The organism is Rickettsia endosymbiont of Nabis limbatus (assembly GCF_965196655.1).
Taxonomy (GTDB): domain Bacteria; phylum Pseudomonadota; class Alphaproteobacteria; order Rickettsiales; family Rickettsiaceae; genus Rickettsia.
In genome coordinates, this window is sequence record NZ_OZ239771.1 from 759,655 (window position 1) to 786,634 (window position 26,980).

Below are 26,980 nucleotides of genomic sequence, written 5' to 3' on the forward strand. Positions count from 1 at the left end.
TTCAAGACAGGCTCTAAGTGCGAAACTCCTGGTAATAAAAAATTAGTTGATAATCCTGAAACAAATGATACTCCTCGCAGCAGAGCTACGAGGTATCTATCCAAAAAGTTTTAACTGTTTTTGTTGAAATGCTTTATAAGAAGGTTTGCCTGAACCTTGATTTTTTACATAATTACGTAATTTCCGCTCATCACCATGTTTACATACTGTGCTCATAAAATATCCTTTACTCCAAAACTCACTTCCCCATAATTTTTCTTTAAGATTTGGATATTTCTTAAACATTTCCTTAGATGTAATACTTTTTATGATTTGAGTTATTTTTGTTGGGCTATACATTGGTATTGACTGTAGTAAAAAATGTACATGTTCTTTATCTACTCCTATTTCCAAAAATCTAATTTCATAACGAGCCTCTATGTCCTCACAAATTTTACATAAATAATCGTCTAGTTCCTCATTGAATATTACTCTTCTATACTTTGCCGGTGTTACTAAATGATATATTAGTACTGTGACATTATCACTTTTATGTATATAACTGCTTTCTTCCATGCATCTAGTATATCACGAAGCAGACCTTCGGGGAATTAAACCCTAAGAGATTAACTCCAAAATATTTATTTGATAAAGGTATTAGATATTACAATGAATTTTTAGATATGAAACCTAAAAACGATAATGCAATAATTGAAAGTCAACAAGTCTACGCAAATGCTATGTTATATTTACAAGGTGCTATGTTTTTGGGTAGTAGTGATGCTTCTATTTTTTTAATTAAAATTTATAATGAATCTGAAATTAATAATAAACAAGTAAGTAACCTAATAAAAACTATAGATGGTATAGAAAATTTTTCATATTACTATAAAAGAACAAAATCTACAAATTTAAATGATTTTGGTATTACTGATCTTGCTGAACTTAATAGTATGGCTTTACTACCACTTTCATACATGGGTAGTATAAAAATAGATTGGAATGATGCTGTAATTTCTAAATCTTCAATTCTTGATATTTTAGAAGAATTTGTAAACGATTTTAATTCTTCTTTACCATTTGAATACGACCTAATTACTAGAGAAAATATTGGTGCGTTTATAGAAAGCATAAATGAAAAAATTATAGACACTTTTGTATTGTGTAAGATACCAGAAAAAAATGGTATAGTAAATTACTCCCCAATTTAAATTTTAAAGAGAAACCTATAGAAAATACGAAAGGCATCACAGCAAATGAGATTAAAAAACCAAATGAAGCACCTAAATTACCCCAAAAATTACACTTTGAGGATTACACTAATAATAAAATAGGAGATTACGAATCACGCTCAATGGAATCAAAAAGTGACTCTAGTGAACTTTTAGACCTAATAGGAGGATGTCCTATATCTTAAAAAGGAATGAAAACGATGAAAGAAAAATTACCTTATCTTTATGAAGTAATAAATAAGGCATTAAGTGATTATGAAGAATATATTGAAAAACCTCTTAGAATATCAAAGGATTTAGAAATAACACAAAATAATGAAACAGTTTTAATTGAACTATATAAAAGATTAAAAGAAATATTCATTTATGGCGAAACAAAAGCAGCTTGGTATCTAGCTCAATTCTATTACAATGGTTGGTTTGTTAGCAACGGAAGTAAAATGATACAGAGCAACGGATAAAAATTGATACAGTATTAAAGTAATATCTTCTGAATAAGGAGGTAATGAATAATGATAATACTGGAGCAAATAATGGAAATAAAAATATTGAATAAACATGGTAAAAGCTTAAGAAGTATAGCAAGAGAAGTAGGTGTATCAGTAAATACAGTACGTAAATATTTAAAATGTGATGGTAACCCTAAATATAAGGATAGGCCAAAGTTGGTAACAAAGCTTGCCCCATATAAAGACTACTTGAGTGACAGAATAAAATCAGCCCATCCTGTACTTCTACCTTGTACTGTACTGTTTCAAGAGATAAAGGAGTTGGGTTACACAGGCGGGATGACCCAACTCAGGGATTATTTAAGGAGTATAAAGCCTGCAGCTAAACAGGAGGATATGATAAGATTTGAGACTGCTTCTGGCAAACAGATGCAAGTTGACTGGATTGAATTTCGTAAGGGGAAAAGTCCTCTATCAGCTTTTGTGGCTACATTAGGATTTAGTCGAGCAAGCTATGTAGAATTTGTTACTAATGAGAAGCTTGTAACATTAATAGAATGCCATAAGCGGGCATTTGAATATTTTGGCGGAGTGCCAGAAGAAGTACTGTATGACAACATGAAGACAGTAATACTGGATAGGGATACATATGGTCCTGGCATACACCGCTTTAATAAAGGTATGCTGGATTTTGCCAAACATTACAGTTTCCGATTAAAAGTGTGTAGGCCTTATAGAGCAAAAACTAAGGGCAAGGTTGAGCGATTTAACAGATATATAAGAGAAAGCTTTTATAATCCATTAGCAACAAAATTAAAAACTGCAGAGTTAGTGTTGGATGTGGATACTGCAAATTCAGAGGTGCTAAAATGGTTGCGTGATACTGCGAATCGGCGTGTACATGGAACAACAGGCGAAATACCTGCAGAAAGATTAAAGTTTGAAAGGAGCAATCTTCAGCCACTACCATTGGATTATAGTGGTAGTCATCCTGCAGCACTAGAGATTATGGAAGATAAAAGGGAACAATTTTCTACAGTTTCCTTACAACATTCCCTCTGCATATACCAAAGTATACTGGAGGCATTATGAACCTGCAGCACCAACGTATAGAAGAGCTGTGCCGCTCTTTAAACCTTATTCAGATAGCTGAAAATTATTTTGATATTGCACAATCCTCTAGTAAAGAAGACTCAAGTTATACGAATTTCCTTGAGTCAATATTAAAAACAGAGCTGTTGGCACGACAGAATAGAAGTAAATCAATACTCACCAGAATGGCAGGTTTTCCTGCTATTAAAACGCTGGATAATTTTGATTATGATTTTGCTACAGGAATAAAACGCAAGATTCTGGAAGGTCTAAGGTCTCTGTCTTTTGTAGAAAGACAGGAAAATATTATTCTGCTTGGTCCTTCTGGAGTAGGAAAAACCCATATAGCTATTGCTCTTGGTTATGCAGCTACACAATGTGGAATCAAGACTAAATTTATAACAGCTGCAGATTTGATGCTTGTACTGAATGCCGGGCTAAACCAGGGAAACCTGGACTCCATATTCAAAAGAGTCATACTACCATATAAATTACTTATAATAGATGAATTTGGATATCTGCCGTTAAAACAGGAACAAGCTAATCTATTATTTCAGGTTATAGCAAAGCGTTATGAGAAGGGTAGCATAATTCTTACAAGTAATCTTCCATTTGGACAATGGCATAATAGTCTTGCTCAGGATAGTGCTCTTACAGCTGCTATCTTAGATCGTCTGCTTCATCACTCCACTATACTCAATATTAAAGGTGATAGTTTCAGACTTAAGGATAAAAAGAAAGCTGGTCTTGTGCCAATAGAAATTACTAATAAACAGGAGGATAATTTTATGACTTAAATATCAGATAATTTTTTTATGATACTGTATCAATTTTCAGCCGTTGCATATTAAAAATCTGTATCATTTTTCGACCGCTGTTGACAGGTTGTCTGAAAAAGATCGCGAGATGGGAAATTTTATCATTGCAATAGGAATAAAGCTTGATTCGGTAAAATGTTTAAATAATGGATATGAAGGTGATCTACAAAAAGATTTGAACAATCTAGCTAATAAAATGTGCTAAAACCATTAAAAATATTAAAAGACAATATCAAATAGATATGGATAGTATTATTACTGACGAAATAAGGAAAAATGCCGAACTTAATTTTAAAAAAAATTTAGAAAATTCTGAATTAAAAAATATATTTGAACCAAAATTTTTTCCTAATTCTTTAGACATGTTACAAGAAGCATTAAAATATTATTTTGAAAATATAAAATTACCTCTTACTCAATCAAAAGATTGTACATTAACAATAACACAAGATAATAAATATATTATATCCAAAATATATGTAAAATTAAAAGAAGCTTTAGTTTGTGGTCAAGAAAATGCCGCTTGGTACTTAGCTCAGTTTTATTATAATGGCTGGTTGGTTGAAAAAAATATTATTTATGGAGATTTTATACTTGCGATAGGAAAGCATTTTGAAGCTAAAAAAAGCTCTAATAGCAATTATAAAGGTGAAGATATTTTAGCAGATTACTTACAAAAATTAGTTACAGCTTGTGCTACTTCTATTTCCAATAACAAGTATGTATACCGAGCAGGTATTAATGATACAATGAAGCACAATGCAGAATGTGCCATTAATATACATTTAAACAATACTGATTTAAAAGACATATTTAATAGCTTAGAATCAACTATTATTCCCACAATTTCAGCTCCTTTACCTAGTACCACACACCAACCATCTAATGCAGTAAGGCGAGCTACTCAAAGTGATATCAAAGATTTCAAAAATAAAAAACCTACTAATATAAAAAAACAAAAAGTACAATAGATTATAATGTTAATTTTGAAAAAGATGAAGAAACAAATTCAGTATTAACAAGCAACAAACCTACCACTAATATACACGAAACAAAAAGTAAATTAAATTATAACTCCACTACTGCTAAAAACGTTGAGGAAACAACTTTAGTATTAAGAGGCAATAATTATTATTATCAACCACCTATTAATACACAAGATGAACCACAAAACCTTATAAATCATAATAATAAGGGCGAAAACAAAGATGATGATGAAACTTCAATATTAGGTCATAAACAAGGATGCAGTTGTCTAATAATGTAATAAATTTGATTTAAGGTATATTTTGAAAACGACTCAAATAAATAACAATAAAATTTTTTATCTGTTACCTGAAAATCAGTTGCTTACAGAAGGTTTACTACAAGTTGAGTTATTATCTAATTTTGAGATGATTTAGGATTCTTATGCTGAAAAAGCGATAAATCTACTATTTGAGTCAGCAGTTGAAAATTTAACATGTGCTATGCTACTTGGTGAAGAAAAAGCAATATTACCACTTGCCCAGCTTTATCATTAGGGCACTATTTATGGCATTTTGCCAGATTTAGTTTTCAGCGACTATATTATTTTGCTAGGGCGAAAACTCGAATATGAAATATGCAATGACATTCCTTTGCAAATTATCGTTAATACTAATTATTTTGATAAACAGTTAAAAGAGTTAGACATTATTATTAATTCTAATACCTTATTTTATTATTATAACTTTAAATGTATAGGGGAAGATATTAAAAAAAATCATTAGAGACTGCAACAAACAATTCGATAAGGAATGGTATTTTTGTAAATTTGAGTATTCAGATTTAACCTTATCATCGTTTGAGATATTAAATGAAGAACAGAATTTAGTAACTGTAACAGGTAAAAACACTGTGAGTGATAATAAATGTTTAATGTCTTGATTGGGTTCTCTTGCTCTTGCATGGCTTGATTTTTCTGTCATTGCGAGAAAGTTATGTAATAACCAACGAAGCAATCTTAGGAGTTTTACTTCATGAGATTGCCACGCCACTTTCAGTGGCTCGCAATGACATACATTTAATACAAAAACAACTTCTTCTGACTCTTCGATTCTTCGTTTACATTATTATTATTATTTTGTGGATAACCATGATCTAATGTTTTCAAATAATCACCAATTGCTTTAGAAAACTCCTCCATTTTATAACGGAAGAAATGATCAGCACCGCTAATAATTTTACATCCAACCTTAATATGAGCTTGTTGTTTAGATAACTTACTTGCTAAATCTTTTACCGCTTCAGCTGAGACTATACTATCACTATCACCTTGTAGTACAAATCCTGGAATAGGACAAGGCGAAAGGAATGAAAAATCATATTTATTTACTGGAGGCGAAATAGCAATAAAGTTATTTATTTCAGGGCGTCTCATCACAAGCTGCATAGCTATCAATGCACCGAATGAAAACCCTAATACTAAATTAGACTGAGCGTTTGGATTATTTTGCTGTAACCAATCAAGAGCTGTTCCGGCATCTATAACCTCACCTACTCCATTATTAAAGTTACCCTCCGAATGCCCTACTCCTCTAAAGTTAATACGTAAAACTGTATATCCATGCTCAGATAAAACTTTATAGGCGTTATACACTACTGTATTGTTCATATCACCGCCATGCAAAGGATGGGGATGAAGAACCAATGCAACTGGAGCATTATATGCTTCTGCTTTTACATATATTCCTTCAATTCGCCCCTCAGGACCATTAAAATAAATTCGCGACATAATTATTTGTAATATTTAATTTGTTTTTGTTAATAAACTTTGCGTCATTGCGAACGGAAACTTTATCACCCTGTCATCCTGTGGCTTGACCACAGGATGACAACATTCTTTTATTCACATAGGCAATGCCTCCCACAGCTGTCGAAAGTAGATATAGTTATAATCTAAACTTTATAAGATCAATATTGCCCCCAGACAATATTACAATATCACGAATTATTTCCTTCTCTAGTAATAAGCAAAATCGTAATAATGGAATCTTAAAACCCTTTAATTTATTTATATTTTTAAATATGGTAAATAGAATTGCAGCTATTAATATGCTATATAAATATACTATCATGCCATTTTGAGAATGACTGATAAAATGTTTAAACTGTAAATGCTGTTTTATGAATTTAAAAAATACTTCTATATCCCATCTTTTCTTATATATCTCTGCTATCTCTTCAGCAGAACTATCCGATAAATTTGCTAAAAACCATATTTCTTTGTTCTTATAATCAATGGTTTTTATTAATCTTAAATTACATTTGATTATTTTGTTAGCACTGTATAAATTAATAATCTCATCACTTTGTATTTGTAAGTTACTATGATTGTTTTGATTCTGCTTGATCTCTAACTTTTTAATAACTCTATAGCGTCTGTTAGTTTGTACTCTAGTAACAAATTTTATTTCTTTGTTACTGAAATCTTCATAGGTAGTTGTTTTACAAATTCCCCTATCAAATATTAATATATCTTCCTTATCTAGCTTAGATTCATTTATAGCTTTAACTAATGCTACATCATCACTTGCTTCAGATTTATCATTGCAAAATCTTATATTAGATGGTATTTGTCCCTCTAAACCTACACTAAGCTTTACTTGACTATCATTCTTTTTTCCTCCTATTTTTAATCCATCTTTAATTACTCTGCCGGAAAGATTAATAGTTGTTGAATCAAATATGTGTAATTGTTTTCTTTCTATCTTATTAAAATGGCTATTATACTTTTCTACTAGTTCATCATAAATTGCTTTGAAATATTCTGTCTTTATTGTTTTTAATCTTTTACCAATAGAACTATGGTCTATTTTATTTTTACCAACCTTTTTTGTTTTAAGAAGACTACTTAACTCTAAAGTTGCCGGTACTATTTCCTCTAATGTCCTTAAGCTAATCGGTCTACCAAGTAGTGATGACCTAACAAAACTTTTTAAAATAAATGCTCCCGTTATTTTATGATTGGCTTTATCTACGGTATATTTTTCCCCTACTTCTATCAGCCTCTTATCACTAATTAAGTTCATTATTTCTTTTATTTCCATTCAGGGTAACCTTTTTAATTTTTTAGTTACCTGTTTACCTCTTCCTAATACTTTTTTACATACTTATTTCTTCTCTTCTACTTTCGACAGCTGTGCAATGCCTCCTCGCAATAACAACTCATCAAGAAAACACAGCCCTCTCGACCGCCTCAGCGTTATGCTGCACTAGATCTTTCGCTATTTCTTTGGTAATCATCTTTTTTAGACCATTTTTAAGCTCGTGACGAACGCAACCAAGCATTTGCGGTTCAGCAACTATAATTAGCTCTTTATACTTACCTTGGTCATGACCTGCTGCTTTTTCTAAATGTTTTATAACGCTTTTTGCTGCTTCTTTATGCTCTATATCTTTTAAAGAAGTATGAGGCTCGAACAATGAAGCAGGTGTAGATTTATTTTGGTATAAACTCTGTCTTTTTTCTCTATGGTGGTGATGCTCTTCCAAATCTAAAGGTAACTTTAAAGGCTTATTATTAGTAATTTTAACTCCTTGAGCATCGTAAAGCATCATTTGCTTGCTATCGATAACTGCAATTAATTTTAATGCTGTTGTATTATTCATAATACCTCCATAAGAATAGTTGGTAATTGTATGATAATACTAATTATTTCTTAAACCAAGACTAATTTAATACAAATAGCAAATTATTAGCATAATCCATTGCTTAACTATAAAAATTTATTTTCAAATCAAGCGTAGGAGTGCTCCAATGTTATTGAGTAAGTACTAATTTAATAATTTTTGCTTTTCACTATTAATTATCTCTTCAATCTTATCATTAAGAATACGTACATCAGTTTGTTCTACTTCTTCTTTTTCTATTACTCCAATAATTTTTACCTTTATAGTTCCTGGCTGTTTAAACCAAAAACCTCTAGGCCAAAATAAGCCGGCATTATGTGCCATCATTACTATTGGCACTTTAGTAATAGAAGCAAGCTTTACAGCACTTGGCTTAAATTTTACTGTTCTATCAGGTGGAACTTTTGTTGATTCAGGAAATATTATTAACCATAAACCTTCCTTGATTTTTTCCTCACCCTCTCTTAAAATTTGAGCAACTGAACTATTAGTACCACGATTTACTGCAATCGGTTTAACCATACGAAGCCCCCAACCAAGTAGCGGTATATTAAATAGCTCACGTTTTAATACCCATGAATGTTTAGGGATAATAAGCTGCATAAACATCTGATCCCAAAAGGATTGATGGTTAGAAACAACTATTGAAATGGTCTTAGGCAATTTCTCAATCCCCTCTACTTCATATTTTAAACCACAACAAATTTTTGCAAGCCACACAAAAGCATAAGAAAAGATAACAGCAATCCTATATCTTATTTGATAGTTGACATTGAAAAACGTTACGGGTATGTAACATATAAGAAAAAAGATAAAAGTAAATAACGATAATAATCCGTAAAATGATAAAATTCTTAAACGCCAAAGCATATAGTAAAAATTAAATATTAATTTGGTATATCGCAAATACTTCAAAAGTTGGTAAGCCAAATTTCGGGATTCGTCTTTGCTCACGTAGTTTATCTATGTTCCGCAGACTCACCGCTTATTTGACTTACCAACTTTTGAAGTATTTGCGGTATATATATAACATATATTTGTTAATGAATACAATAATAAAGGTATACAATGAAAAAAACTGTTCTTTCAGGTGTGCAAGCTACTGGTTCTTTGCATCTTGGTAACTATTTAGGTTCGATTCGAAACTGGGTTAAAATGCAGGAAGAATATAATTGTTTTTTCTTTTTGGCTGATCTGCATTCTATCACTGTTGATATAGCACCTAGTGAACTTAAAAGATCAGTTATCGAAACTTTAGCGATTTATTTAGCAGCTGGGCTTGATCCTAATAAAGTCACAATTTTTGCTCAGAGTATGGTAAAAGAGCATACCGAACTCGCTTGGTTGCTGAATTGCGTGACACCGCTCGGCTGGTTAAAACGCATGACACAGTTTAAAGATAAGGCTGGAAAGGATCAAGAAAAAGCCTGCCTTGGGCTTTTTTCCTATCCAGTACTTATGGCTGCTGATATACTGATATATAAAGCTGATATAGTGCCGGTCGGTGAAGACCAAAAACAACATTTGGAGCTAACTAGAGATATCGCCGGCGTAATTAATAGGAAATTTAATAAGGAAATTTTAAAAGTACCGGATGTTTTAATTGGTGGCTCAGGAACAAGAATTATGAGTCTTAGAGATGGCAGAAAAAAAATGAGCAAATCCGATTCCTCGGATTTTTCTCGTATTAATTTAAGAGATGATAATGATCTTATTCATCAAAAAATTAAAAAAGCCAAAACAGATCATTTAAGCTTTGTTAGTTATGATAAAGAAGCAAGACCAGAGATTAGTAATTTACTAGATATTTACACAAGCTTATCAGAAAAAAAACTTGAGAATATAATTCAGAACTATGAAAATCAAGGCTTTACAAAATTTAAAGAAGATTTAGCAGAAATTATTATTACTAACCTGCAACCTATGCGTGATAAATATTTAGAGTTAATGAATGATCAAGAATATTTACTCAAAATACTTCAACAAGGTGCAGAAAAAGCAAGAATTAGAGCATCTAAAACTGTAAACGAGCTGAAAGAACAATTTGGATTTGTGATATAAAGAGTGATATGTTAGGTGTTATTACCGCTGATGTCATATAGCTCTGATGTTATTCCCACGTAAGGCTTGCTTGCGTGGATACTAAGTCGTCTGAGCTACACGAATGAAATGAGCGTGGCAATCCAGAAAAAATAATAAAAATGCTATAAGCTAGCATTTTTATACTGGATTGTGTACGTACAATTACTTCGTAATTTCCTTAGCTCAGACGGAAAAAACTAATCCACGCGGGTAATGCTACCACAGGTTGACAGGGACAAAACTAAATCCTACAACACCACCAATAATTATAAGACCTTGTCACTAATTCTCCAAATTAAACGAACATAGGAAAGATTTTTTACGATTTCTCTTGAATTATTCTGTATTTTTTGCTATGAATCTTCTTGGATAGGTGGTCGAGCGGTTTAAGGCACTAGTCTTGAAAACTAGCGTACGGGCAACCGTACCGTGGGTTCGAATCCCACCCTATCCGCCAGCCAGCTCTAAAAAACTCTTTATTCCTTATAGCTTAGCTGTCGAAAAAGTAAAAATATCGTTATAATATATTTTCTCAAAAAATCCCCTATTTATAAAATAATATTTTTTGGTAAATATTTAGAATATCTTTCTAAATGATCTTCCTATTTATTAGATTTATCTATATAAGCTTTATTACTAATTAAACCCATACCGTAAGTTTTACAATATTCAAGCATTTCTATTGAGTCGGGATGCTCCGCTCCAAAATCTATAATTTGTGGTTTAGCAAAAAATTTATAGTTAAGCGTATCTTTTCTTTTACACGCAACCTTTGCTCCTTTAAGATTTACTTCGCTTACTTGTGCTACATTCTTATAATTTCTTCTATAAACATTAAAATATATACCTCGTGCATCCATATAGCTATCTAAAGCTTCCTCAGGCTTACCATCCGCAAATAATATATCCCCTCTTATTATACATGTAACAGCTATTGTAGGGTTGAATACATCAGGCATTCTTCTACTCATAAAGCTTTTATCATTATTCTTAAAAATCTCTATTGCTTTATCTGCATATTCTAAAGCTTTATCTTTTTCACCTAAACCGAATAATGCTATTGCTTTTTGAGTAAATATTCTACCAAATATTATATTAGTTTCTTTTTTTTACACGCTTTTGCATGTTATATACTTGCTCTACTTGATTAAGAGCTTCTTGATATTGCCCAAGTTTATTTAATATTTCAGCTTTTATTAAATAATCTACTGTTAAAAATACTGAATTTGGATCCAACCCACCAGAAATAGCAGCTTGAATAGATTGATTAATTTGTTCTAACGCTTCATTATATTTTCCTTCTATAAAAAATAATTTTGTTTCAGCAATATATAGCATTGATTTATCAGCATTATCAATTACTTTATTATCTAACTGCTGTTTTAAAATTTGTATATTTTCTTGAGCTTCCTGCACATTTCCTATTGTAAGATATATGTAGAAGTCAAGATTTGATCTTACAGACACTATAAAAATTATATCTGAATATCTGATAAATTATGACTGTCAGATAAGTATTCAAGATATAAGATTTCATTGTTCTTTTCAATAGCTAATTTCTTACTATCCTTAAAAGTTTGCATAGGCGTTTTACCATAACAATATTTTCCTGAATGTGGTCGCTCATTATTGAAATGCTCTAACCAAATATCAAGATCTAATTGTAAATCATCAAGATCAGTGTAGATCTTTTTCCGCATAGCTGTATCAAAGAATTCTTGTTTCATAGTTTTATTAAAACGTTCACACATACCATTTGTTTGAGGAGAATATGCTTTAGTAATAGTATGTTCTATACCTTCGATACTTAGAAATAATTCAAAAGCATGATGCTCTATATTTCCCTTATATTCTGACCCACAATCTGTCAGAATACGAAGTATTGGTATGCCTTGAGTTTCATACCATGGTAACACGCGGTCATTAAGCATATCAGCAGCAGTTAAAGCTGTTTTATCAGTATATAGTTTAGCATCAGCTACTCTGCTATAGCTATCAATAAATACCTGAGAATAAACCTTACCTATACCCTTAAAATTTCCTACATAATATGTATCTTGGCATCCTACAAAACTTACGCTATGTTTGGTTCTAAATATCGTAAAGATGGAGAACGAAGCTGTTGTTGCATATAGTCATCTAAAAGCCCTAACTTTATTTGGTAGACCGTTTTACCTATTTTATTTGCAGTTCTTTTGAGAAAAGCCCAAACTAGAAATGCACAACTAATGTGATTACGTTGGATACGCTGTTTTCTGCATTGGCAACGTTCTATACCAGTCAGTTGCTTAATTTTTCTATGCATGCTCTCAATTACCCATCGCAAGCCAAACTCATCTTGTGCAGCTTTAGAAGATTTTTGAGTTTTGTTATTGGTAACAACATAATCAACTCTGTTGGTAGAAACAGTAAATTTAAACAAATTAACATGCTTATTTTTGGCAAATCCTTTTATATGAATCTCCATTCCATTCTTAATTTCTTCATCTGAAAACGTCAACTTGCTAACAGCTTTATAAGGCTCGTAATCACACGTTTTACTAACATTTCTATTGGCTTTAATAGGGGCATAATAATATTTGCCCAAGGAGTCAACATGTTGCATAATTTTGTGTGTAGCATACCATGTGTCAAAAAGTACAGTTTGAAAAGGAATCTTTTTACTATAAACAGCATTATTGAACATCTTTAGTAGGTGATCTAGTTTCGTCGCTCCATCATGATCAGATGAAAAAATGCGATAATCTATTACCCAAAACTTATCAATATCGGGGTTATAATATACAAGACTCACTACTCCTATACCGGTAGTAACTCCACCTGTAGCTCCACTATACTGCGATCTAGCAACCTCTATTTTCTTTGTGTTCCTTTTGTTTAACACCGTATCATCAAATATTGTATATCCGTTAGATGAAAAGATAACATCATTCTTAATGTGTTCCCATAACAAAGAAGGAGTATATTTTTCATTTTCTAAAAATCTATTAATAACATCATGGCTACATTTCTTGGCATGTTCAGCGTAGTAGGTTAAACTATAATTCTTTTGGCTAATTGTTAAAAATTGACAGTAATCTGTTCTATTAATTGGTATTGCTTGCAATCTGTTCCTCTTTGACATGTTTAATTATTCTTACAATAATTTATCACTCTTCCACTCATAGCGTAAGTTTTGACTAGATAACCTGGATGCTGTGTCTCAATCTCGCCATGGGCTTCTTTTTCGCTACGTCGTTTCTCTAGTACTTGTAACTGAGATTCAGTAAGTACAATACCATCCTGAGCCATCCTTGCTTCTAATGCTTTAAGCCTTTTATTGATATTGTTTAAATCATTACGTAACCAAATTGATCTCACTCCTCCAGGTGATACAAGTATACCGCTCTTCTTAAGCTCATTTGATACTCGAATCTGTCCATATGCTGGATATTCTATTGCCATATCCATTACTGCCTTCTCTATCGCTGGATCAACTCTATTCGCTATTATTGGCTTCTTCCGGCTAATCTCATACAACGCTTCTTCACCACCAGTTTCATACAGTTCTTTAAATCTGTAATAACTATCTCTACTATATCACATCGCTTTACATGCTGATGATATGCTACCAAGACTCTTAGCGAGTTCTAGTAATCCTAATTTTGGCTTTATTATTTTTTGATTTAAGTTCATTTCTTATCTCCATTTAATAATTAATTTATTTTACTAAATGTAAGATAAAATCTCAACTATTACAAATTATATCAATATGATTACACTTATGCTTAAAAAATTGACTAAACCTTAATTTCAAGACAGGCTCTAAGTAACCCCTTAGAAAAACTTTGGTTATTGAGTAATGCTATTTTATTTAGGAGCTGCCTTGTAGATGGTTTTAATTGTTCTGTTACAAGCGAGAGATTAAAGCTTATTTTATCATCAGATTCTTGTATTTTATTTTTATATTCTTCTTTATCTAACCCCGGCACATTATTTAATATTTGAGCACCTTGTACTATTAATACCGGATAACCTTTAAACTCTTGCACTAAAAATTCTACTAAATTATTATCTTTATCTAATAAAATAATATTTGCAAGTTCAATAGTTTCGTGTTTTTTAAATGGTATAGCCTTTACTATATAAAGCATTATATCGCTATCTTGCGAACAAAATATGATATTACCATTATGCTCCCAATTAATCTCTTAGGGTTTAATTCCCCGAAGGTCTGCTTCGTGATATACTAGATGCATGGAAGAAAGCAGTTATATACATAAAAGTGATAATGTCACAGTACTAATATATCATTTAGTAACACCGGCAAAGTATAGAAGAGTAATATTCAATGAGGAACTAGACGATTATTTATGTAAAATTTGTGAGGACATAGAAGCTCGTTATGAAATTAGATTTTTGGAAATAGGAGTAGATAAAGAACATGTACATTTTTTACTACAGTCAATACCAATGTATAGCCCAACAAAAATAACTCAAATCATAAAAAGTATTACATCTAAGGAAATGTTTAAGAAATATCCAAATCTTAAAGAAAAATTATGGGGAAGTGAGTTTTGGAGTAAAGGATATTTTATGAGCACAGTATGTAAACATGGTGATGAGCGGAAATTACGTAATTATGTAAAAAATCAAGGTTCAGGCAAACCTTCTTATAAAGCATTTCAACAAAAACAGTTAAAACTTTTTGGATAGATACCTCGTAGCTCTGCTGCGAGGAGTATCATTTTATTTTACTAAATGTAAGATAAAATCTCAACTATTACATAAAAACTAATCTAGAAAAATACAGATAAACAAGTATCGTAGGCATTAGCGGCATGGGAAAAACTCAGCTAGCTAGAATGCAAAACTTACGCTATGTTATCTCAAATGTAACTAAACAGCTTGACTGGAAGCTGTTTATTCATATTAGAGGATTTTAATAAAACCCCAGTATTAAACCATTTATCATAAAACATAGCGTAAGTTTTGAATGTATACCTATGCAAATAAAAATGATTATAATTTAACGCGAGTTTCGTATTCATAAAGTCGCTGTATAGCTGATAAATACTGGGTTACGGTGGATATTGATAATACTGTTTTTGTTATAAAATGGGCTTAAAATGCATAAATTTTCAGCAATTTGTCTTTTTTGACTCCAATTATTACAGTATGAAACTTATCCAATCTCCCAAAAGCCTTAAAAAATCAGGATTGTGGCAAATTCCTTAACTATAATTTAGGCATCTTAATACGAAACTCGCGTAATTTAATTTGGTTTATTGATTCCAATTTAAATATTAGTGACGAGTTATTAAAGTTAGCAAAAGCCATTAATAAAGCTGAAGGGAAAATTTTAATAGCAGAAGAAGCAGCTAATGTAAAAAAAGAGTTAATGGAGTATTTAGGACAGAATGATAAATGGTTGTTAGTATTTGATAATTTAAAAGTAGGTGAGAATAAAAAAATACAGGATTTTAATGATACTCCTCGCAGCAGAGCTACGAGGTATCTATCCAAAAAGGTTTAACTGTTTTTGTTGAAATGCTTTATAAGAAGGTTTGCCTGAACCTTGATTTTTTACATAATTACGTAATTTCCGCTCATCACCATGTTTACCTACTGTGCTCATAAAATATCCTTTACTCCAAAACTCACTTCCCCATAATTTTTCTTTAAGATTTGGATATTTCTTAAACATTTCCTTAGATGTAATACTTTTTATGATTTGAGTTATTTTTGTTGGGCTATACATTAGTATTGACTGTAGTAAAAAATGTACATGTTCTTTATCTACTCCTATTTCCAAAAATCTAATTTCATAACGAGCTTCTATGTCCTCACAAATTTTACATAAATAATCGTCTAGTTCCTCTTTGAATATTACTCTTCTATACTTTGGCTGTCATTGCTAAAGTAAAAGGGACCAGTAAATTGCACGAAAAAGGGACCAGAGAATTTGGTGTAACCTAATAAGGTTATAATGTGCAATATTCACTAGATAATTAATTAAAATAAATATCTAGTGATACAATGATAAGAATAAATATGTACACAACAATTATCACCCTTTATAAGCAAGGCAATAGTCAAAGAAATATTGCCAAACTAACGAGAATAGACCGTAAAACAGTAAGAAAAATAGTAAACCGTTATGTAGAGTCTGGTACAGAATCTCCTGCACCCTATGAACGATCTTCAGCACTGGATTCTTGGCACGAACAAATAATTGAGTTATTAGAAAAGAATCTAAGTTACATAAGAATTTTTGAAGAGTTAAAAATTCAAGGTTATACAAAAAGTTATGGTTCGCTAACCCGTTATATCAAAAAATATAAGATACAAAATAACAGTTGCATTCGTTTTCATACTTTAGCAGGAGAGGAAGCACAAGTAGATTTTGGTGACATAGGCTTACAGTATAATTCTAAGGGGCGTAGAGTTAAAGCATATGTATTTAATATGCGTTTAAGTTATAGTCGCCTTGATTATTATGAAGTAGTGTTTGATCAAAGTTGTCAAACATGGATACAATGTCATATCAATGCATTTAATTATTTTGCTGGCAGTCCAAAAGTAATAAAACTTGATAATCTTAAAGCTGGAGTGGTAGATAGCAATTTCTATGAGCCCGTATATCAGAAGGAATACAAACGTTTAGCTGATCATTATGGAATTTTACTTTCTCCTTGTCGTGTATATCAACCTCAAGAAAAAGGCAAAGTAGAATCAGGAATAAAGTATGTCAAAAATAATTTTTTTGCTGGACGTAAATTTCATAGATATGAAGAATTAACACATGATCTTGCTAACTGGTTAAATAAAGCAAATAACCGAATACATGGTACTACTAAAAAAATTCCTCAGGAACTATTTGAGCAAGAAGAAAGTAATAATTTAATGCCTTTACCATTAGAAACGTTTGATTTGTCATCGTGGCATAATCGAAAAGTAGCAAAAGATTGTCATATCACCATAGATAATAATTATTATTCCGTACCGGCAAAATATATATACAGTGAGGTACTGGTACAATTATCACCAAAACTTGTTCAAATATTTTCTATCCAAAATGATTTAATAGCAAGGCACGTTAGAACAGATGGCAAAGGAATATTTACCACTAATCCGTCTCATTATGCCAAATATAAACGTCTATGCCCAGGTTTTATAGAATATAGTGAACATTATCAACAACAAATGCAGCAGATAGGAAATAATTGCAGTTTATTATTAGAGTTATTACAACAAACACGAGTAAATGATTGGCAACGTTGTGCTAGAGGTATTATTTCTTTACGTAAGGTTTACAATGATGAGTTAATAGATAAAGCTTGTCATAGAGCATTACATTACGGTATAAGTTCTTACTCTAAAATTAAAAATATCTTAAATAGTAATGCAGTAAACTTACCATTGCCAGAGTTTGGAGGTCAGAATGCAGAACTTGCTTAATGACCTACGTAGTTTTAGATTATCAGGTATAGTCAATAGCTTAAATGAAAGGATTATTTATGCTCAAAATAATAAACTAGGATTTAAAGAATTTCTCTCACTATTATGTGAAGATGAAAAATCTCACCGTAAGGATAATAATTACCGTCGTCGTAAAAGTGCTGCTAAATTACCAGTCACTAAAAATTTAGAAGACTTTGATTTTCAGTTCCAACCAAGTATTGATGCCAAAGTAATAAGTGATTTATCTACTTGTGATTATATTAATACTAAGGGCAATGTCATATTCATAGGTAATTCTGGAACTGGCAAAACTCATCTTGCTATTGGATTAGCATTAAAAGCTTTAACACGAGAATACTCTGTATATTTTACTACGGTATCGGATATGCTTTATAATTTACATATTGCAAGAGCAGATAATAGCTATCACAAAAAAGTTAAATTACTCTTATCATTTGACTTATTAATTCTTGATGAGTTAGGTTTTAAGCAATTACCAAAACATTCAGTAGATGATTTTTTTAATATTATTGCTAAACGATATGAAAATAAATCTACCATTATTACCACAAACAAGGATTTTGAAAGATGGAATGAAATATTTGCTGATGAGTTATTAACTCATGCAATTATTGATCGAGTAGTACATCATGCACATATACTAAACATCACAGGTAAAAGTTATCGTATTAATAACTATAAATTTGGAGGTCATTTGACATAAAAATTTTTACATATAGTGGTCCCTTTTTCGTGCAATTTACTGGTCCCTTTTTATTTGACAATGACACTTTGCCGGTGTTACTAAATGATATATTAGTACTGTGACATTATCACTTTTATGTATATAACTGCTTTCTTCCATGCATCTAGTATATCACGAAGCAGACCTTCGGGGAATTAAACCCTAAGAGATTAATAGTATAAATAGTGTTATTAATTTACTTAATGATCAAAAAGAAGAAGTGGAAAAGCTTATATTATATCATATTTTAAATATAGAAAGTTATAAAGAAATATATAATTTACTTATTACTATCCCGGGTATTGGCTCGATTATAGCAATAACCTTAATTACAGAGTTGCCAGAGCTTGGTAATTTAAATTGTAAACAAATTGCTTCTTTAGTAGGAGTAGCACCTCACTGTAAGGAAAGCGGTAAAACAAGATTTAAAGCAAAAACTAAAGGTGGTAGGAAAACGGTACGGGCGGCATTATATATGGTTGCTGTTACATCTGTAAGATGTAATCCCGCAGTTAAACCTTTTTATAAAAGACTTGTAGAAAAGGGAAAAGCTAAAAAATTAGCTCTTACTGCAGTAATGAGAAAAATAGTAATAATTGTCAATAACATTGTTAAAAACAAACGACCTTGGCAAAACCAATATAAAATATTCTCTTGACTTCTCGAACACAATCATCTATGTGTTCTAAAGCTCTATCCTAAAATTTATATATATTTTAGGATAAGCTCTTTAATTAATTATACCTCTTCTGTTGCCTCTAGAATTTCTTCTTCAATCTCACTATCCTCTTCTTCATTATCATCAGAACTTTCGGCAATTAGAGATACTGATACGACTTTTTCCCCGTCATCTAACCTAAATAAAGTAACACCGCTAGTGTTACGCCCTGTAATACGTACTGTTTCAAGTTTACAGCGGATTAATTTACCGCTATTAGTGATAAGCATTAACTCGTCATCCATTTTAACAGGCATAACACCAACTACTAAACCGGTTTTGTCATTAATATCCATATTGATAATACCACTACCACCACGGTCAGTAATCCTATATCCATAAGCTGAGCTTCTTTTACCAAAGCCATTTTCGGTTACTGTTAAAATAAACTCTTCGGAATTTGCCATCTCTAAAACAGATTCAGCAGTTAAATCTACGCCTAACTCTTCAGAATTAAACTCCTCGCCTTTAGCAATCTTGAGTCTCTTTTCCCATGATACCGATAAATAAGCGTCTCGCTCTTCACGGGTAGCTTTAATACCTCTTAAGACAGTCATGGAAATCACCGAATCGTCTTGTGCAAGTCTCATACCACGTACCCCATCGGAAGTACGGCTCTTAATCACACGCAGCGACTCAACAGGGAATCTTAAAGCTTTACCAGATTTAGTTGCTAGTAAAATATGCTCGTCTTCTTTACAAGGTTTTACATCAATTAACTTATCATCTTCATCAAGCCTAATTGCTATCTTACCATTTGACTGAATCTTTTTGAAATCTAATAAATCGCTTCTTCTAATATTACCTTTAGCAGTTGCGAACATGATATTTAGATTATCCCATTCATCTTGGTTTTCAGGTAACGGCATGATATTGGTTATATACTCATCACCTTTAAGCGGTAATATATTAACCATCGGTCTACCTTTTCCTTGCGGATTACTTAGCGGCAATTTATATAGTTTTAAGCTATAAACCTGCCCAATATTTGAGAAAAATAACATTGGAGTATGAGTGCTACCAACAAAAACTTGCGTGGTAATATCCTCATCACGCATTGAAAGCCCTGACCTACCCTTACCGCCTCGTTTTTGAGCTCTATAACTACTTAGAGGCACACGCTTTATATAACCACCAAGCGTTACAGTTACTACCATTTCTTCACGCTGGATTAAATCTTCGATATCTTGATCAAACTCCCCAAATTCAATCGAGGTAAGACGAGGGGTTGCAAATTCTTCTTTAACTTTAATTAGCTCTTCTTTTAAAATTTCAAGTAATCGCTCACGTGAACCTAAAATATTTAAATACTCCGTAATCTCAGTGGCAAGGCTCTTTAAATCTTCTTCTAACTTATTCTTTTCCATGGCGGTTAAGCGTTGCAATCTCATCTCTAAAATTGCTTTTGCTTGGGCTTCGGTAAAGCTACATTTGCCCTCTTCATTCAACATTGCCTTATCATCAACTAACTTCACAAGCAGCAAAATATTTAACGCATCCCACTCGCGTGCCATTAATTCTTGTTTAGCAGCATTTGGATCACTTGCAGCTTTTATAATACGGATTATTTCGTCAATATTGCTAACGGCAATAGTTAAACCTAATAAAAGATGAGCCTTATCTCTTGCTTTATTAAGTAAATATATAGTGCGGTTAGTGATAACTACTTCCCTGAAGCTAACGAAAGCGGTTATTACTTCTTTCAGATTCATTACCTTAGGCAAGCCATCTTTTAGGGCTAGCATAATTACACCAAAGCTAGTTTGAAGCTGCGTACAAGCATATATCTGGTTTAATACAACTTCAGCGACAATATCTTTCTTTAGCTCAATATAAATTCTTATGCCGTTTTTATTCGACTCATCACGTAAATCGCTTATACCCTCAATACGCTTTTCCTTAACCATTTCAGCAATCTTTTCAACAAGCCTTGCTTTATTTACCATATAAGGTATTTCGGTAATTATGATTGCCTGACGCCCGTTGCCTAAATTCTCGATTTCAGCACGCCCTCTTATAGCGATGCTCCCCCTACCTGTTAAATATGCTGATTTAATACCATTAGCACCTAAAATGATGCCGCTTGTAGGGAAATCAGGACCTTTAACAATTTCTAACAGATCTAAAATTTCTATATCGTTATTATCTACATATAAACAACAAGCATCAATAACCTCGCCAAGATTATGAGGCGGAATATTAGTTGCCATACCAACCGCAATACCACCACTTCCATTTACTAGTAAGTTCGGGAACATAGAAGGTAGCACTGAAGGCTCTTCCTCAGAACCATCATAGTTTGGGTTGAAGCTGACAGTTTCTTTATCAATATCCTCAATCAGTTTATGGGCTACTTTAGCCATACGTGATTCGGTATACCTCATTGCCGCCGCAGCATCACCATCCAATGAGCCAAAATTACCCTGTCCATCAACAAGCGGTAAACGCAACGAAAAATCTTGAGCCATACGCACTAACGAATCGTAAATAGCACTATCACCGTGTGGATGGTATTTACCCATCACATCACCAACTATTCTAGCGGATTTTCTGTAAGCTCTGTTTGCGTGGTTGCCAGCTTCATGCATTGAGTAGATGATACGACGATGTACCGGCTTTAAACCATCTCGGACATCCGGTATTGCCCTACTTACTATGACGCTCATAGCATAGTCAAGATAAGATACTTTCATCTCATCTTCGATATTTACCGGTACTAAATTAGAAGAATTGTTATCAGTCACGATTATATAGCCTTAAATTTAATTATTATATTGATTATAGAGATATAATTTATTTCTTTCAAGGATTGCTTTACATGGTTTTAATGTATAGTGAGTATAGTTTATTCTTTTTGACTGCAAATTATAAGATTTTTTATCATCTAAAATATCCCCTTATTTTTCCTCCCTATTTTTCCCCATAATTTTTAATCTTATCCATTTTATGAATGTTACATATTTTACATTTTGAAGTTACAGAAAAAGCCTTCCAAGAGATGCTAGTATTAACCTTATTGATTGAAGCTGTATCTTACAACTACAACCAAAGTACACAGGTGCTATTAGCAAAGCTAAGCTAAGAGATATGATTTATATCTTTAAACGAATTTTGTAAAGATAGTTCAATTATTTTTCTAATTTAACTATCAAAATTACTTCAATTAATATTTAAAAAGAGAGTTAAATCAATATGAAAGATAAACTAATACAACTTTGCGATCCGGCAAAATTTGAATATTTGATGGCATCGTCAAGTTAAGTAACATAGTGTCAAAAAGAGTAATATTTTTAGATTTCAGGCAGCAAGAAGTCTTTGAGTAGCTTCATCCCAAATGGATTTAGCGGATGCAAATTCAATTCTTTGGTCAGGTGCTGTTTTAGTATATCTTCCAACATTTACGGCAAATATATTTCTAACTTTTCCCATCAGTGATAATGTACATTGTGCTGCATTAGGATGCTTAAATTTAATCAATATCTTCTCTTTTCGCCTAGTTGGTTGATGTGCATTCTCAACGCGATTATTTAATCTCTTATTAGTTCGATGTTTAGTCCTAGGACACATAAGCTTAATCGGTTTAATGTAACTCTTGAGCTTATCAGTAACAATTACTCTTGGAGCTGGGTAATTGCCCAATAATCTTAATAAAAAGCGAATAGCTGATTTCTTGTTGCGTCGCTTCTGTAGCAATACTTCTAATTCATGTCCCTCAGAGTCAACAGCCCTCCATAGTATGAATACTTCACCTTTAATCTTAATGTTCATTTTATCTAAATGCCATTTATCAGTTGGCTTCCGCTCCCTCCTTCTGATAACATCTTGAAAATAAACTGCAAATTTATTGCACCAAAATCTTACTGTCTCATGACTCAAAATAATACCTCAATATGCCATCTGTTCTTGAACATCTCGGTAGCTACTATTAGAACGATGATATAACCATACTGCATGGCTAATGATGCTTGCTGGAAAACGATGTCTCTTCGGAGCTTGAGTAATACGCATAATGGTGAAATTTAGAGATAAATGGTTACTGCTATTCTATAAATTATTCCATGCATTTGCTCAATACTTAATTTACATCTCTCTTAACTTGATGGTATGGACGCCAATGATAAGAAAGAACTTATCAACGGTTTTAAGTGATATTAAGATATCAAAGAACCAAAACCTAAGATAGGTTTGTAATTTTTAATAATTTTATAAAGGAGTCCATACCATGAGTAATTATAAAGTAATAGGAATTGATTTAGCAAAAAGAAAGTTGCATTTTGCAGCAATAAATTTAGACAATAAAGTTGTATTAAAAAAAGCAATGGATCGAAGAAGCTTTTTTGAAAATTTATCAACAATGTTTCCAGAGTCAGAAACCTTTGTATTTGAAGCTTGTGGTGGAGCTCATTATATGGCTCAAAGGCTTGAATCAATAGGACATAAAGCCATCTTGCTTAAACCTAAAGATGTGAAAGCATATGCAAAAACTCGACAAAAAAATGACATTAATGATTCAATTGCAATTTGCAAAGCATCATGTGATCCCGATTTAATACACGTCAAAGCTAAAACAATAGAAGAGCAAGAAATATCTTACCTGCATAAAGCAAGACAAAATATAATACAACAAAGGATTCAGTACAGCAACTCTCTGATGACTTCATTATTTGAATTTGGCTATTTGGTAACATGCGGAAAATCTACATTTGCAAAATCTTGTCAAAATTTTGTAAATTTTGCCCTAGAAGAAGGATTTATTAACAACACTATTGCTGAACAAATGTTGCTGGATTGTAAAGAAATTGAACAATTGATGATTCGTGAACAAAGCTTAGATAAAGAATTAGCAGCAAAGAATCGGAGTTCCAAGAAGGCAAAAATTTTAGAAACTATTCCAGGAATTGGTACAATTAACGCAAGTATTTTAAGCATCAAACCGGTTGAAGCATACGATTCTGCTAAGGATTTTGCTGCTTCACTTGGAATTGTCCCGAAACAAAATAGCACTGGAGGTAAGATTATTCTAGGAAGAATAACCAAGCAAGGTGATAGATATGCAAGAACAATGCTAATACAGGCTGGTAGGTCTTTATTGATGAGAAGCTATAAAACTAATCAGACATCAGGAGCGTTATCAGAATTTATTGAAAGATTAAAAGAAAAAGGGAAATCGTTCAATGTAATTGCAGTAGCTACAGCTAATAAATTGGCTAGAATCGCTTATGCCTGTCTGGTAAAGAACAGAAATTACCAATTGGTATAATAGTACTTAAGATTTAGGATAAATTATAAACTATATAATTTTTAAACTAGATAGGGGTAAAGAAATAAAAACAAAGTAGAATAATAAAACGGCGGGTTAAAGAGATAATACATAATCATTCTGGATGAAATCCGAGCTAACGTCATGGTACCTAGATACCGCTAACTTGAGTGAATCTCTCTAGGATCTTAGGCAGAATGCAGAAACCATTATGGCACTTTGATGCCGAATATATGACTGCTTCATTTATCATTAACTGTTTTTTATTTTTAGTACTTGTTTTTAACCAGGCGTCCATATATGACGGTGCCAGAGAAAGTGCTTCTAATTTACTAAACCCAACATTTAGTATGCGTGAAGATTTTCAAGCAGCGGGAATTAGGATTAGTGCCTTTAACAGACAAGAAGATAAAGAAAGCACTTCTCTTTTACTACCAACGTTAGAAGAAAGTAATACGTCTACAGAATTGCATTATGACATACCTACATCTAATAGACCTGTTACTGGTATTTATGAAGAAATTGGTCAAAAAATTGAAACTTCTAATATACCAGATGCAGCTCGGGAAGTTTGCAATAGGCTTAATGATTTAGTGGATGAGCTTGAACTTACAAATATAGTAATTTCATCTAATGATCATACAGTTCCAAATAATGAATCGGCTTTATTAGGTTATGATAGTACCGTTATTGAAATGGTATAAAATCGTTTTTGTCTAATTTATAGATGAATATTTTTAGCGTCATTAATTTAACTTAGTGACGCTAAAATAGTTTAAAAATATAATATGGGGTCGTTGAAAGATAATTTTTGATAGTAAAATAAGAGGAAAGGAGGTAATAAATATTTTAAAAAAGAAATTCTGTTTAATATAGAGATAAATGTTATTCAATAGTGTAGTAATTTAATAGAGATTTGTTTACAGAGTTAGAATTTTTATTAATAAATTTCTTTAAGCCATTAAAGTTGATGAAGAACTCGGCCGCAAGCGACCGAGTTTCAAAACAGGTTAAACTGCTTTGTTTCTTTTTCAATTTTATCCATTGCGTTTATTTGATTTCGTACATATTCACGAATTACCTCATCATTAACGTTACCTACAGTTTCTACAAAAAAACTTTGCGTCCAAAGTTTACCACCCCAAAAATATTTACGCTTTATTTTTGGATAAAGCTTGAAAAAATTTCTTGCAGATATGCTTTTTATTATTTGCATAATATACGACGGAGAAACTTTTGGCTCAGATTTTACTACCATATGAATATGATCAGTAGGTATCTCTAACTCCACTATTTCTATATTATAATCGTAACCAATCTTCTTTATTATTAACCTTAAGCTTTCTCTATAAGGTTCAATAAACACTTTATGACGATATTTTGGTATCCACACAAAGTGATACATTATTCTAAAAACATGATGACTATTACGCCTCAATTCCATTCTACTAAATTATAATATGCCAACGCTTATATTATAACGCTATCCATCTAGGGAGCAAGCTCCCTAGATTTTCGCTATGCGGTTAAAACCACTAATCGTTTTAAATTAAAACATATGGCATTCATAAATTCGGAGAATTGATTTTTGGCAATTCCTATATATCTAACCCGCTTATTATCTTTTGAAAATACCATCTCGAAAGGTGCTCTGATTTTCGTATAATATTTATCAAGGTCAAAATTCTTATCTTTCATATTATTTTTCTTTATTGCACAAAGATGGACTCCCTTTTTAGCTGCTGCATTCTTGGTAGAGATTGTACAATAACCTTTATCAACATATGTAGCACCAGAACTTGGCATAACATGCTTAAAACCTTTGCTATCGGTAACATTTGCAGGGGTAACTGCAACCTTATTGATCATGCCTGATTGAATATCAACACTCACATGTTTTTTATAACCATACCAAAATTTATTCCCTCCCTTACAGCCAATTTTGGCTTGTTTATCCTTTGCAACCTTAGGCAAAGTCTCATTATTCAATTTATCATATTTTTGTGCTCTTAGTTTATCACGTTCCTCCCAGAGATTAGCTTTTGAGATTAAATGAGAAGCATCTACAAAGGTAAATACTTCACCCATATAGCCTTGTACTCGTAGTTGATCGCGGAATTTTGTAAATATTTTTGATAGTAAATTAGTACCTATTTTTTTACGTATTTTACTAAATACACTATAATCAGGTGTCTTTTCTGTAAGAGCAAAATTACAAAACCATTTCGCCGCTGTGCTATCAGCTAAATAACGTTCTAATTCCCGATCAGATAAGTCTTCCATAAATTGTAGCAGCAAACATTTAAACAGCCTCTCTATACCATATCCTTTATAATTAGCTTCGCATTCTAATGCTAATAACTCAGCTTCAACTGCTTTGAATTTGAATAAACTTTTGAATTTACGATATTGATGATCCGCATTTACTAACTCATCTAAACTTACCATTAGCATTTGATACTCTGACATATAAACATATTTTTTATTTTTTTATTATACCTGCTACCCT

27 protein-coding genes, 1 tRNA gene and 2 pseudogenes are annotated in these 26,980 nt (G+C 32.0%); 13 read left to right on the plus strand and 17 right to left on the minus strand.

Features of this window, described 5'->3' with window-relative positions; all coding sequences use genetic code 11:
* Positions 1 to 96: 96 nt before the first annotated feature.
* On the minus strand, positions 97 to 555 hold the full coding sequence (tnpA, locus tag ACOAL3_RS04405) for an IS200/IS605 family transposase (RefSeq protein WP_419234544.1): 459 nt from the start codon (positions 553 to 555) through the stop codon (positions 97 to 99).
* A 107-nt stretch (positions 556 to 662) separates the two neighbouring features.
* On the opposite strand from tnpA (ACOAL3_RS04405), the gene ACOAL3_RS04410 reads away from it, so the two are divergent.
* The 5 genes from ACOAL3_RS04410 (at position 663) to ACOAL3_RS04430 (ending at position 4,541) form a co-directional block, all read left to right on the plus strand.
* Positions 663 to 1,190, plus strand: coding sequence for a hypothetical protein (locus ACOAL3_RS04410; protein ID WP_419235478.1), 528 nt, complete (start codon positions 663 to 665; stop codon positions 1,188 to 1,190).
* Positions 1,191 to 1,411: 221 nt separating this feature from the next.
* The gene (locus tag ACOAL3_RS04415) at positions 1,412 to 1,672 is read left to right on the plus strand and encodes a hypothetical protein (RefSeq protein WP_419235479.1); all 261 of its coding nucleotides are present in this window, start codon (positions 1,412 to 1,414) and stop codon (positions 1,670 to 1,672) included.
* Between the two features lie 51 nt (positions 1,673 to 1,723).
* Positions 1,724 to 2,752, plus strand: a complete 1,029-nt coding sequence (gene istA, locus ACOAL3_RS04420; protein ID WP_419235480.1) for an IS21 family transposase — start codon at positions 1,724 to 1,726, stop codon at positions 2,750 to 2,752.
* Entirely contained in the window at positions 2,749 to 3,549 is an 801-nt protein-coding gene (istB, locus tag ACOAL3_RS04425; RefSeq protein ID WP_419235481.1) for an IS21-like element helper ATPase IstB, read from the plus strand. The genes istA (ACOAL3_RS04420) and istB (ACOAL3_RS04425) overlap by 4 nt, the downstream gene beginning before the upstream one ends.
* A gap of 263 nt (positions 3,550 to 3,812) precedes the next feature.
* A complete protein-coding gene (locus tag ACOAL3_RS04430) occupies positions 3,813 to 4,541 on the plus strand; it encodes a hypothetical protein (RefSeq protein WP_419235482.1) in 729 nt (242 codons plus the stop codon).
* Between the two features lie 1,073 nt (positions 4,542 to 5,614).
* On the opposite strand, the gene ACOAL3_RS04435 is transcribed toward ACOAL3_RS04430, so the two are convergent.
* The 4 genes from ACOAL3_RS04435 to ACOAL3_RS04450 all read right to left on the minus strand — a co-directional run bounded on the left by ACOAL3_RS04435 (position 5,615) and on the right by ACOAL3_RS04450 (position 9,093).
* Entirely contained in the window at positions 5,615 to 6,325 is a 711-nt protein-coding gene (locus tag ACOAL3_RS04435; RefSeq protein WP_419235483.1) for an alpha/beta hydrolase, read from the minus strand.
* Positions 6,326 to 6,482: 157 nt separating this feature from the next.
* Complete coding sequence (locus ACOAL3_RS04440; protein WP_419234559.1) at positions 6,483 to 7,622, minus strand: IS4 family transposase; 1,140 nt, start codon at positions 7,620 to 7,622, stop codon at positions 6,483 to 6,485.
* Between the two features lie 139 nt (positions 7,623 to 7,761).
* A complete protein-coding gene (locus ACOAL3_RS04445) occupies positions 7,762 to 8,202 on the minus strand; it encodes a host attachment protein (RefSeq protein ID WP_419235484.1) in 441 nt (146 codons plus the stop codon).
* Positions 8,203 to 8,367: 165 nt separating this feature from the next.
* Complete coding sequence (locus ACOAL3_RS04450) at positions 8,368 to 9,093, minus strand: lysophospholipid acyltransferase family protein (protein ID WP_395477636.1); 726 nt, start codon at positions 9,091 to 9,093, stop codon at positions 8,368 to 8,370.
* A gap of 198 nt (positions 9,094 to 9,291) precedes the next feature.
* Between ACOAL3_RS04450 and trpS the strand changes: the two genes are divergently transcribed.
* Together trpS and ACOAL3_RS04460 are read left to right on the plus strand one after the other, a co-directional pair.
* Positions 9,292 to 10,284: a tryptophan--tRNA ligase gene (gene trpS, locus ACOAL3_RS04455; protein ID WP_419235485.1), complete on the plus strand. Its 993-nt coding sequence runs from the start codon at positions 9,292 to 9,294 to the stop codon at positions 10,282 to 10,284.
* A gap of 388 nt (positions 10,285 to 10,672) precedes the next feature.
* Positions 10,673 to 10,762: transfer RNA gene (locus tag ACOAL3_RS04460), tRNA-Ser, on the plus strand.
* 145 nt (positions 10,763 to 10,907) lie between these two features.
* Here ACOAL3_RS04460 and ACOAL3_RS04465 read toward each other — a convergent pair.
* From ACOAL3_RS04465 to ACOAL3_RS04490, 6 genes and pseudogenes are all read right to left on the minus strand, one after another.
* On the minus strand, positions 10,908 to 11,264 hold the full coding sequence (locus ACOAL3_RS04465) for a hypothetical protein (RefSeq protein ID WP_419235486.1): 357 nt from the start codon (positions 11,262 to 11,264) through the stop codon (positions 10,908 to 10,910).
* Between the two features lie 136 nt (positions 11,265 to 11,400).
* Complete coding sequence (locus tag ACOAL3_RS04470) at positions 11,401 to 11,721, minus strand: hypothetical protein (protein WP_419235487.1); 321 nt, start codon at positions 11,719 to 11,721, stop codon at positions 11,401 to 11,403.
* A 59-nt stretch (positions 11,722 to 11,780) separates the two neighbouring features.
* Positions 11,781 to 12,374 (minus strand): annotated as a pseudogene (locus tag ACOAL3_RS04475) (integrase core domain-containing protein); the annotation flags it as partial.
* 5 nt (positions 12,375 to 12,379) lie between these two features.
* On the minus strand, positions 12,380 to 13,411 hold the full coding sequence (locus ACOAL3_RS04480) for an IS701 family transposase (protein ID WP_473198143.1): 1,032 nt from the start codon (positions 13,409 to 13,411) through the stop codon (positions 12,380 to 12,382).
* A gap of 74 nt (positions 13,412 to 13,485) precedes the next feature.
* Positions 13,486 to 13,980 (minus strand): annotated as a pseudogene (locus tag ACOAL3_RS04485) (helix-turn-helix domain-containing protein); the annotation flags it as partial.
* A 104-nt stretch (positions 13,981 to 14,084) separates the two neighbouring features.
* Positions 14,085 to 14,438 (minus strand): hypothetical protein, encoded by a 354-nt coding sequence (locus tag ACOAL3_RS04490; RefSeq protein WP_419235488.1) that lies wholly within the window; start codon positions 14,436 to 14,438, stop codon positions 14,085 to 14,087.
* A gap of 103 nt (positions 14,439 to 14,541) precedes the next feature.
* On the opposite strand from ACOAL3_RS04490, the gene tnpA (ACOAL3_RS04495) reads away from it, so the two are divergent.
* Positions 14,542 to 15,000 carry an IS200/IS605 family transposase gene (gene tnpA / locus ACOAL3_RS04495; protein WP_419234544.1) on the plus strand — a complete coding sequence of 153 codons (459 nt, stop codon included), beginning with the start codon at positions 14,542 to 14,544 and terminating at the stop codon, positions 14,998 to 15,000.
* 802 nt (positions 15,001 to 15,802) lie between these two features.
* Here the strand turns inward: tnpA (ACOAL3_RS04495) and tnpA (ACOAL3_RS04500) are convergent.
* Positions 15,803 to 16,174, minus strand: a complete 372-nt coding sequence (gene tnpA, locus ACOAL3_RS04500) for an IS200/IS605 family transposase (RefSeq protein ID WP_419235599.1) — start codon at positions 16,172 to 16,174, stop codon at positions 15,803 to 15,805.
* A 164-nt stretch (positions 16,175 to 16,338) separates the two neighbouring features.
* On the opposite strand from tnpA (ACOAL3_RS04500), the gene istA (ACOAL3_RS04505) reads away from it, so the two are divergent.
* The 3 genes from istA (ACOAL3_RS04505) to ACOAL3_RS04515 all read left to right on the plus strand — a co-directional run bounded on the left by istA (ACOAL3_RS04505) (position 16,339) and on the right by ACOAL3_RS04515 (position 19,151).
* Positions 16,339 to 17,745 (plus strand): IS21 family transposase, encoded by a 1,407-nt coding sequence (gene istA, locus ACOAL3_RS04505; RefSeq protein ID WP_419234561.1) that lies wholly within the window; start codon positions 16,339 to 16,341, stop codon positions 17,743 to 17,745.
* Positions 17,729 to 18,472 (plus strand): IS21-like element helper ATPase IstB, encoded by a 744-nt coding sequence (gene istB, locus ACOAL3_RS04510; RefSeq protein ID WP_419234522.1) that lies wholly within the window; start codon positions 17,729 to 17,731, stop codon positions 18,470 to 18,472. Before istA (ACOAL3_RS04505) ends, istB (ACOAL3_RS04510) begins: the two co-directional genes overlap by 17 nt.
* A 241-nt stretch (positions 18,473 to 18,713) precedes the next feature.
* Positions 18,714 to 19,151 (plus strand): transposase, encoded by a 438-nt coding sequence (locus ACOAL3_RS04515; protein WP_419235489.1) that lies wholly within the window; start codon positions 18,714 to 18,716, stop codon positions 19,149 to 19,151.
* 80 nt (positions 19,152 to 19,231) lie between these two features.
* Here ACOAL3_RS04515 and gyrA read toward each other — a convergent pair whose 3' ends face one another.
* From gyrA to ACOAL3_RS04530, 3 genes are all read right to left on the minus strand, one after another.
* Positions 19,232 to 21,955 (minus strand): DNA topoisomerase (ATP-hydrolyzing) subunit A, encoded by a 2,724-nt coding sequence (gene gyrA, locus ACOAL3_RS04520; RefSeq protein WP_419235490.1) that lies wholly within the window; start codon positions 21,953 to 21,955, stop codon positions 19,232 to 19,234.
* 553 nt (positions 21,956 to 22,508) lie between these two features.
* Positions 22,509 to 23,087 (minus strand): IS6 family transposase, encoded by a 579-nt coding sequence (locus tag ACOAL3_RS04525; protein WP_419235491.1) that lies wholly within the window; start codon positions 23,085 to 23,087, stop codon positions 22,509 to 22,511.
* A 9-nt stretch (positions 23,088 to 23,096) separates the two neighbouring features.
* Positions 23,097 to 23,219 carry a hypothetical protein gene (locus ACOAL3_RS04530; protein WP_419234670.1) on the minus strand — a complete coding sequence of 41 codons (123 nt, stop codon included), beginning with the start codon at positions 23,217 to 23,219 and terminating at the stop codon, positions 23,097 to 23,099.
* A 214-nt stretch (positions 23,220 to 23,433) separates the two neighbouring features.
* Here ACOAL3_RS04530 and ACOAL3_RS04535 point away from each other — a divergent pair, with 214 nt between their 5' ends.
* The gene (locus ACOAL3_RS04535) at positions 23,434 to 24,471 is read left to right on the plus strand and encodes an IS110 family RNA-guided transposase (protein WP_419234517.1); all 1,038 of its coding nucleotides are present in this window, start codon (positions 23,434 to 23,436) and stop codon (positions 24,469 to 24,471) included.
* Between the two features lie 197 nt (positions 24,472 to 24,668).
* Positions 24,669 to 25,175 carry a hypothetical protein gene (locus tag ACOAL3_RS04540; RefSeq protein ID WP_419235492.1) on the plus strand — a complete coding sequence of 169 codons (507 nt, stop codon included), beginning with the start codon at positions 24,669 to 24,671 and terminating at the stop codon, positions 25,173 to 25,175.
* A gap of 296 nt (positions 25,176 to 25,471) precedes the next feature.
* Here the strand turns inward: ACOAL3_RS04540 and tnpA (ACOAL3_RS04545) are convergent, their stop codons facing one another.
* The gene (tnpA, locus tag ACOAL3_RS04545; protein WP_419234538.1) at positions 25,472 to 25,876 is read right to left on the minus strand and encodes an IS200/IS605 family transposase; all 405 of its coding nucleotides are present in this window, start codon (positions 25,874 to 25,876) and stop codon (positions 25,472 to 25,474) included.
* Positions 25,877 to 25,989: 113 nt separating this feature from the next.
* Entirely contained in the window at positions 25,990 to 26,940 is a 951-nt protein-coding gene (locus ACOAL3_RS04550) for a transposase (protein ID WP_419235493.1), read from the minus strand.
* Positions 26,941 to 26,980 lie beyond the last annotated feature (40 nt).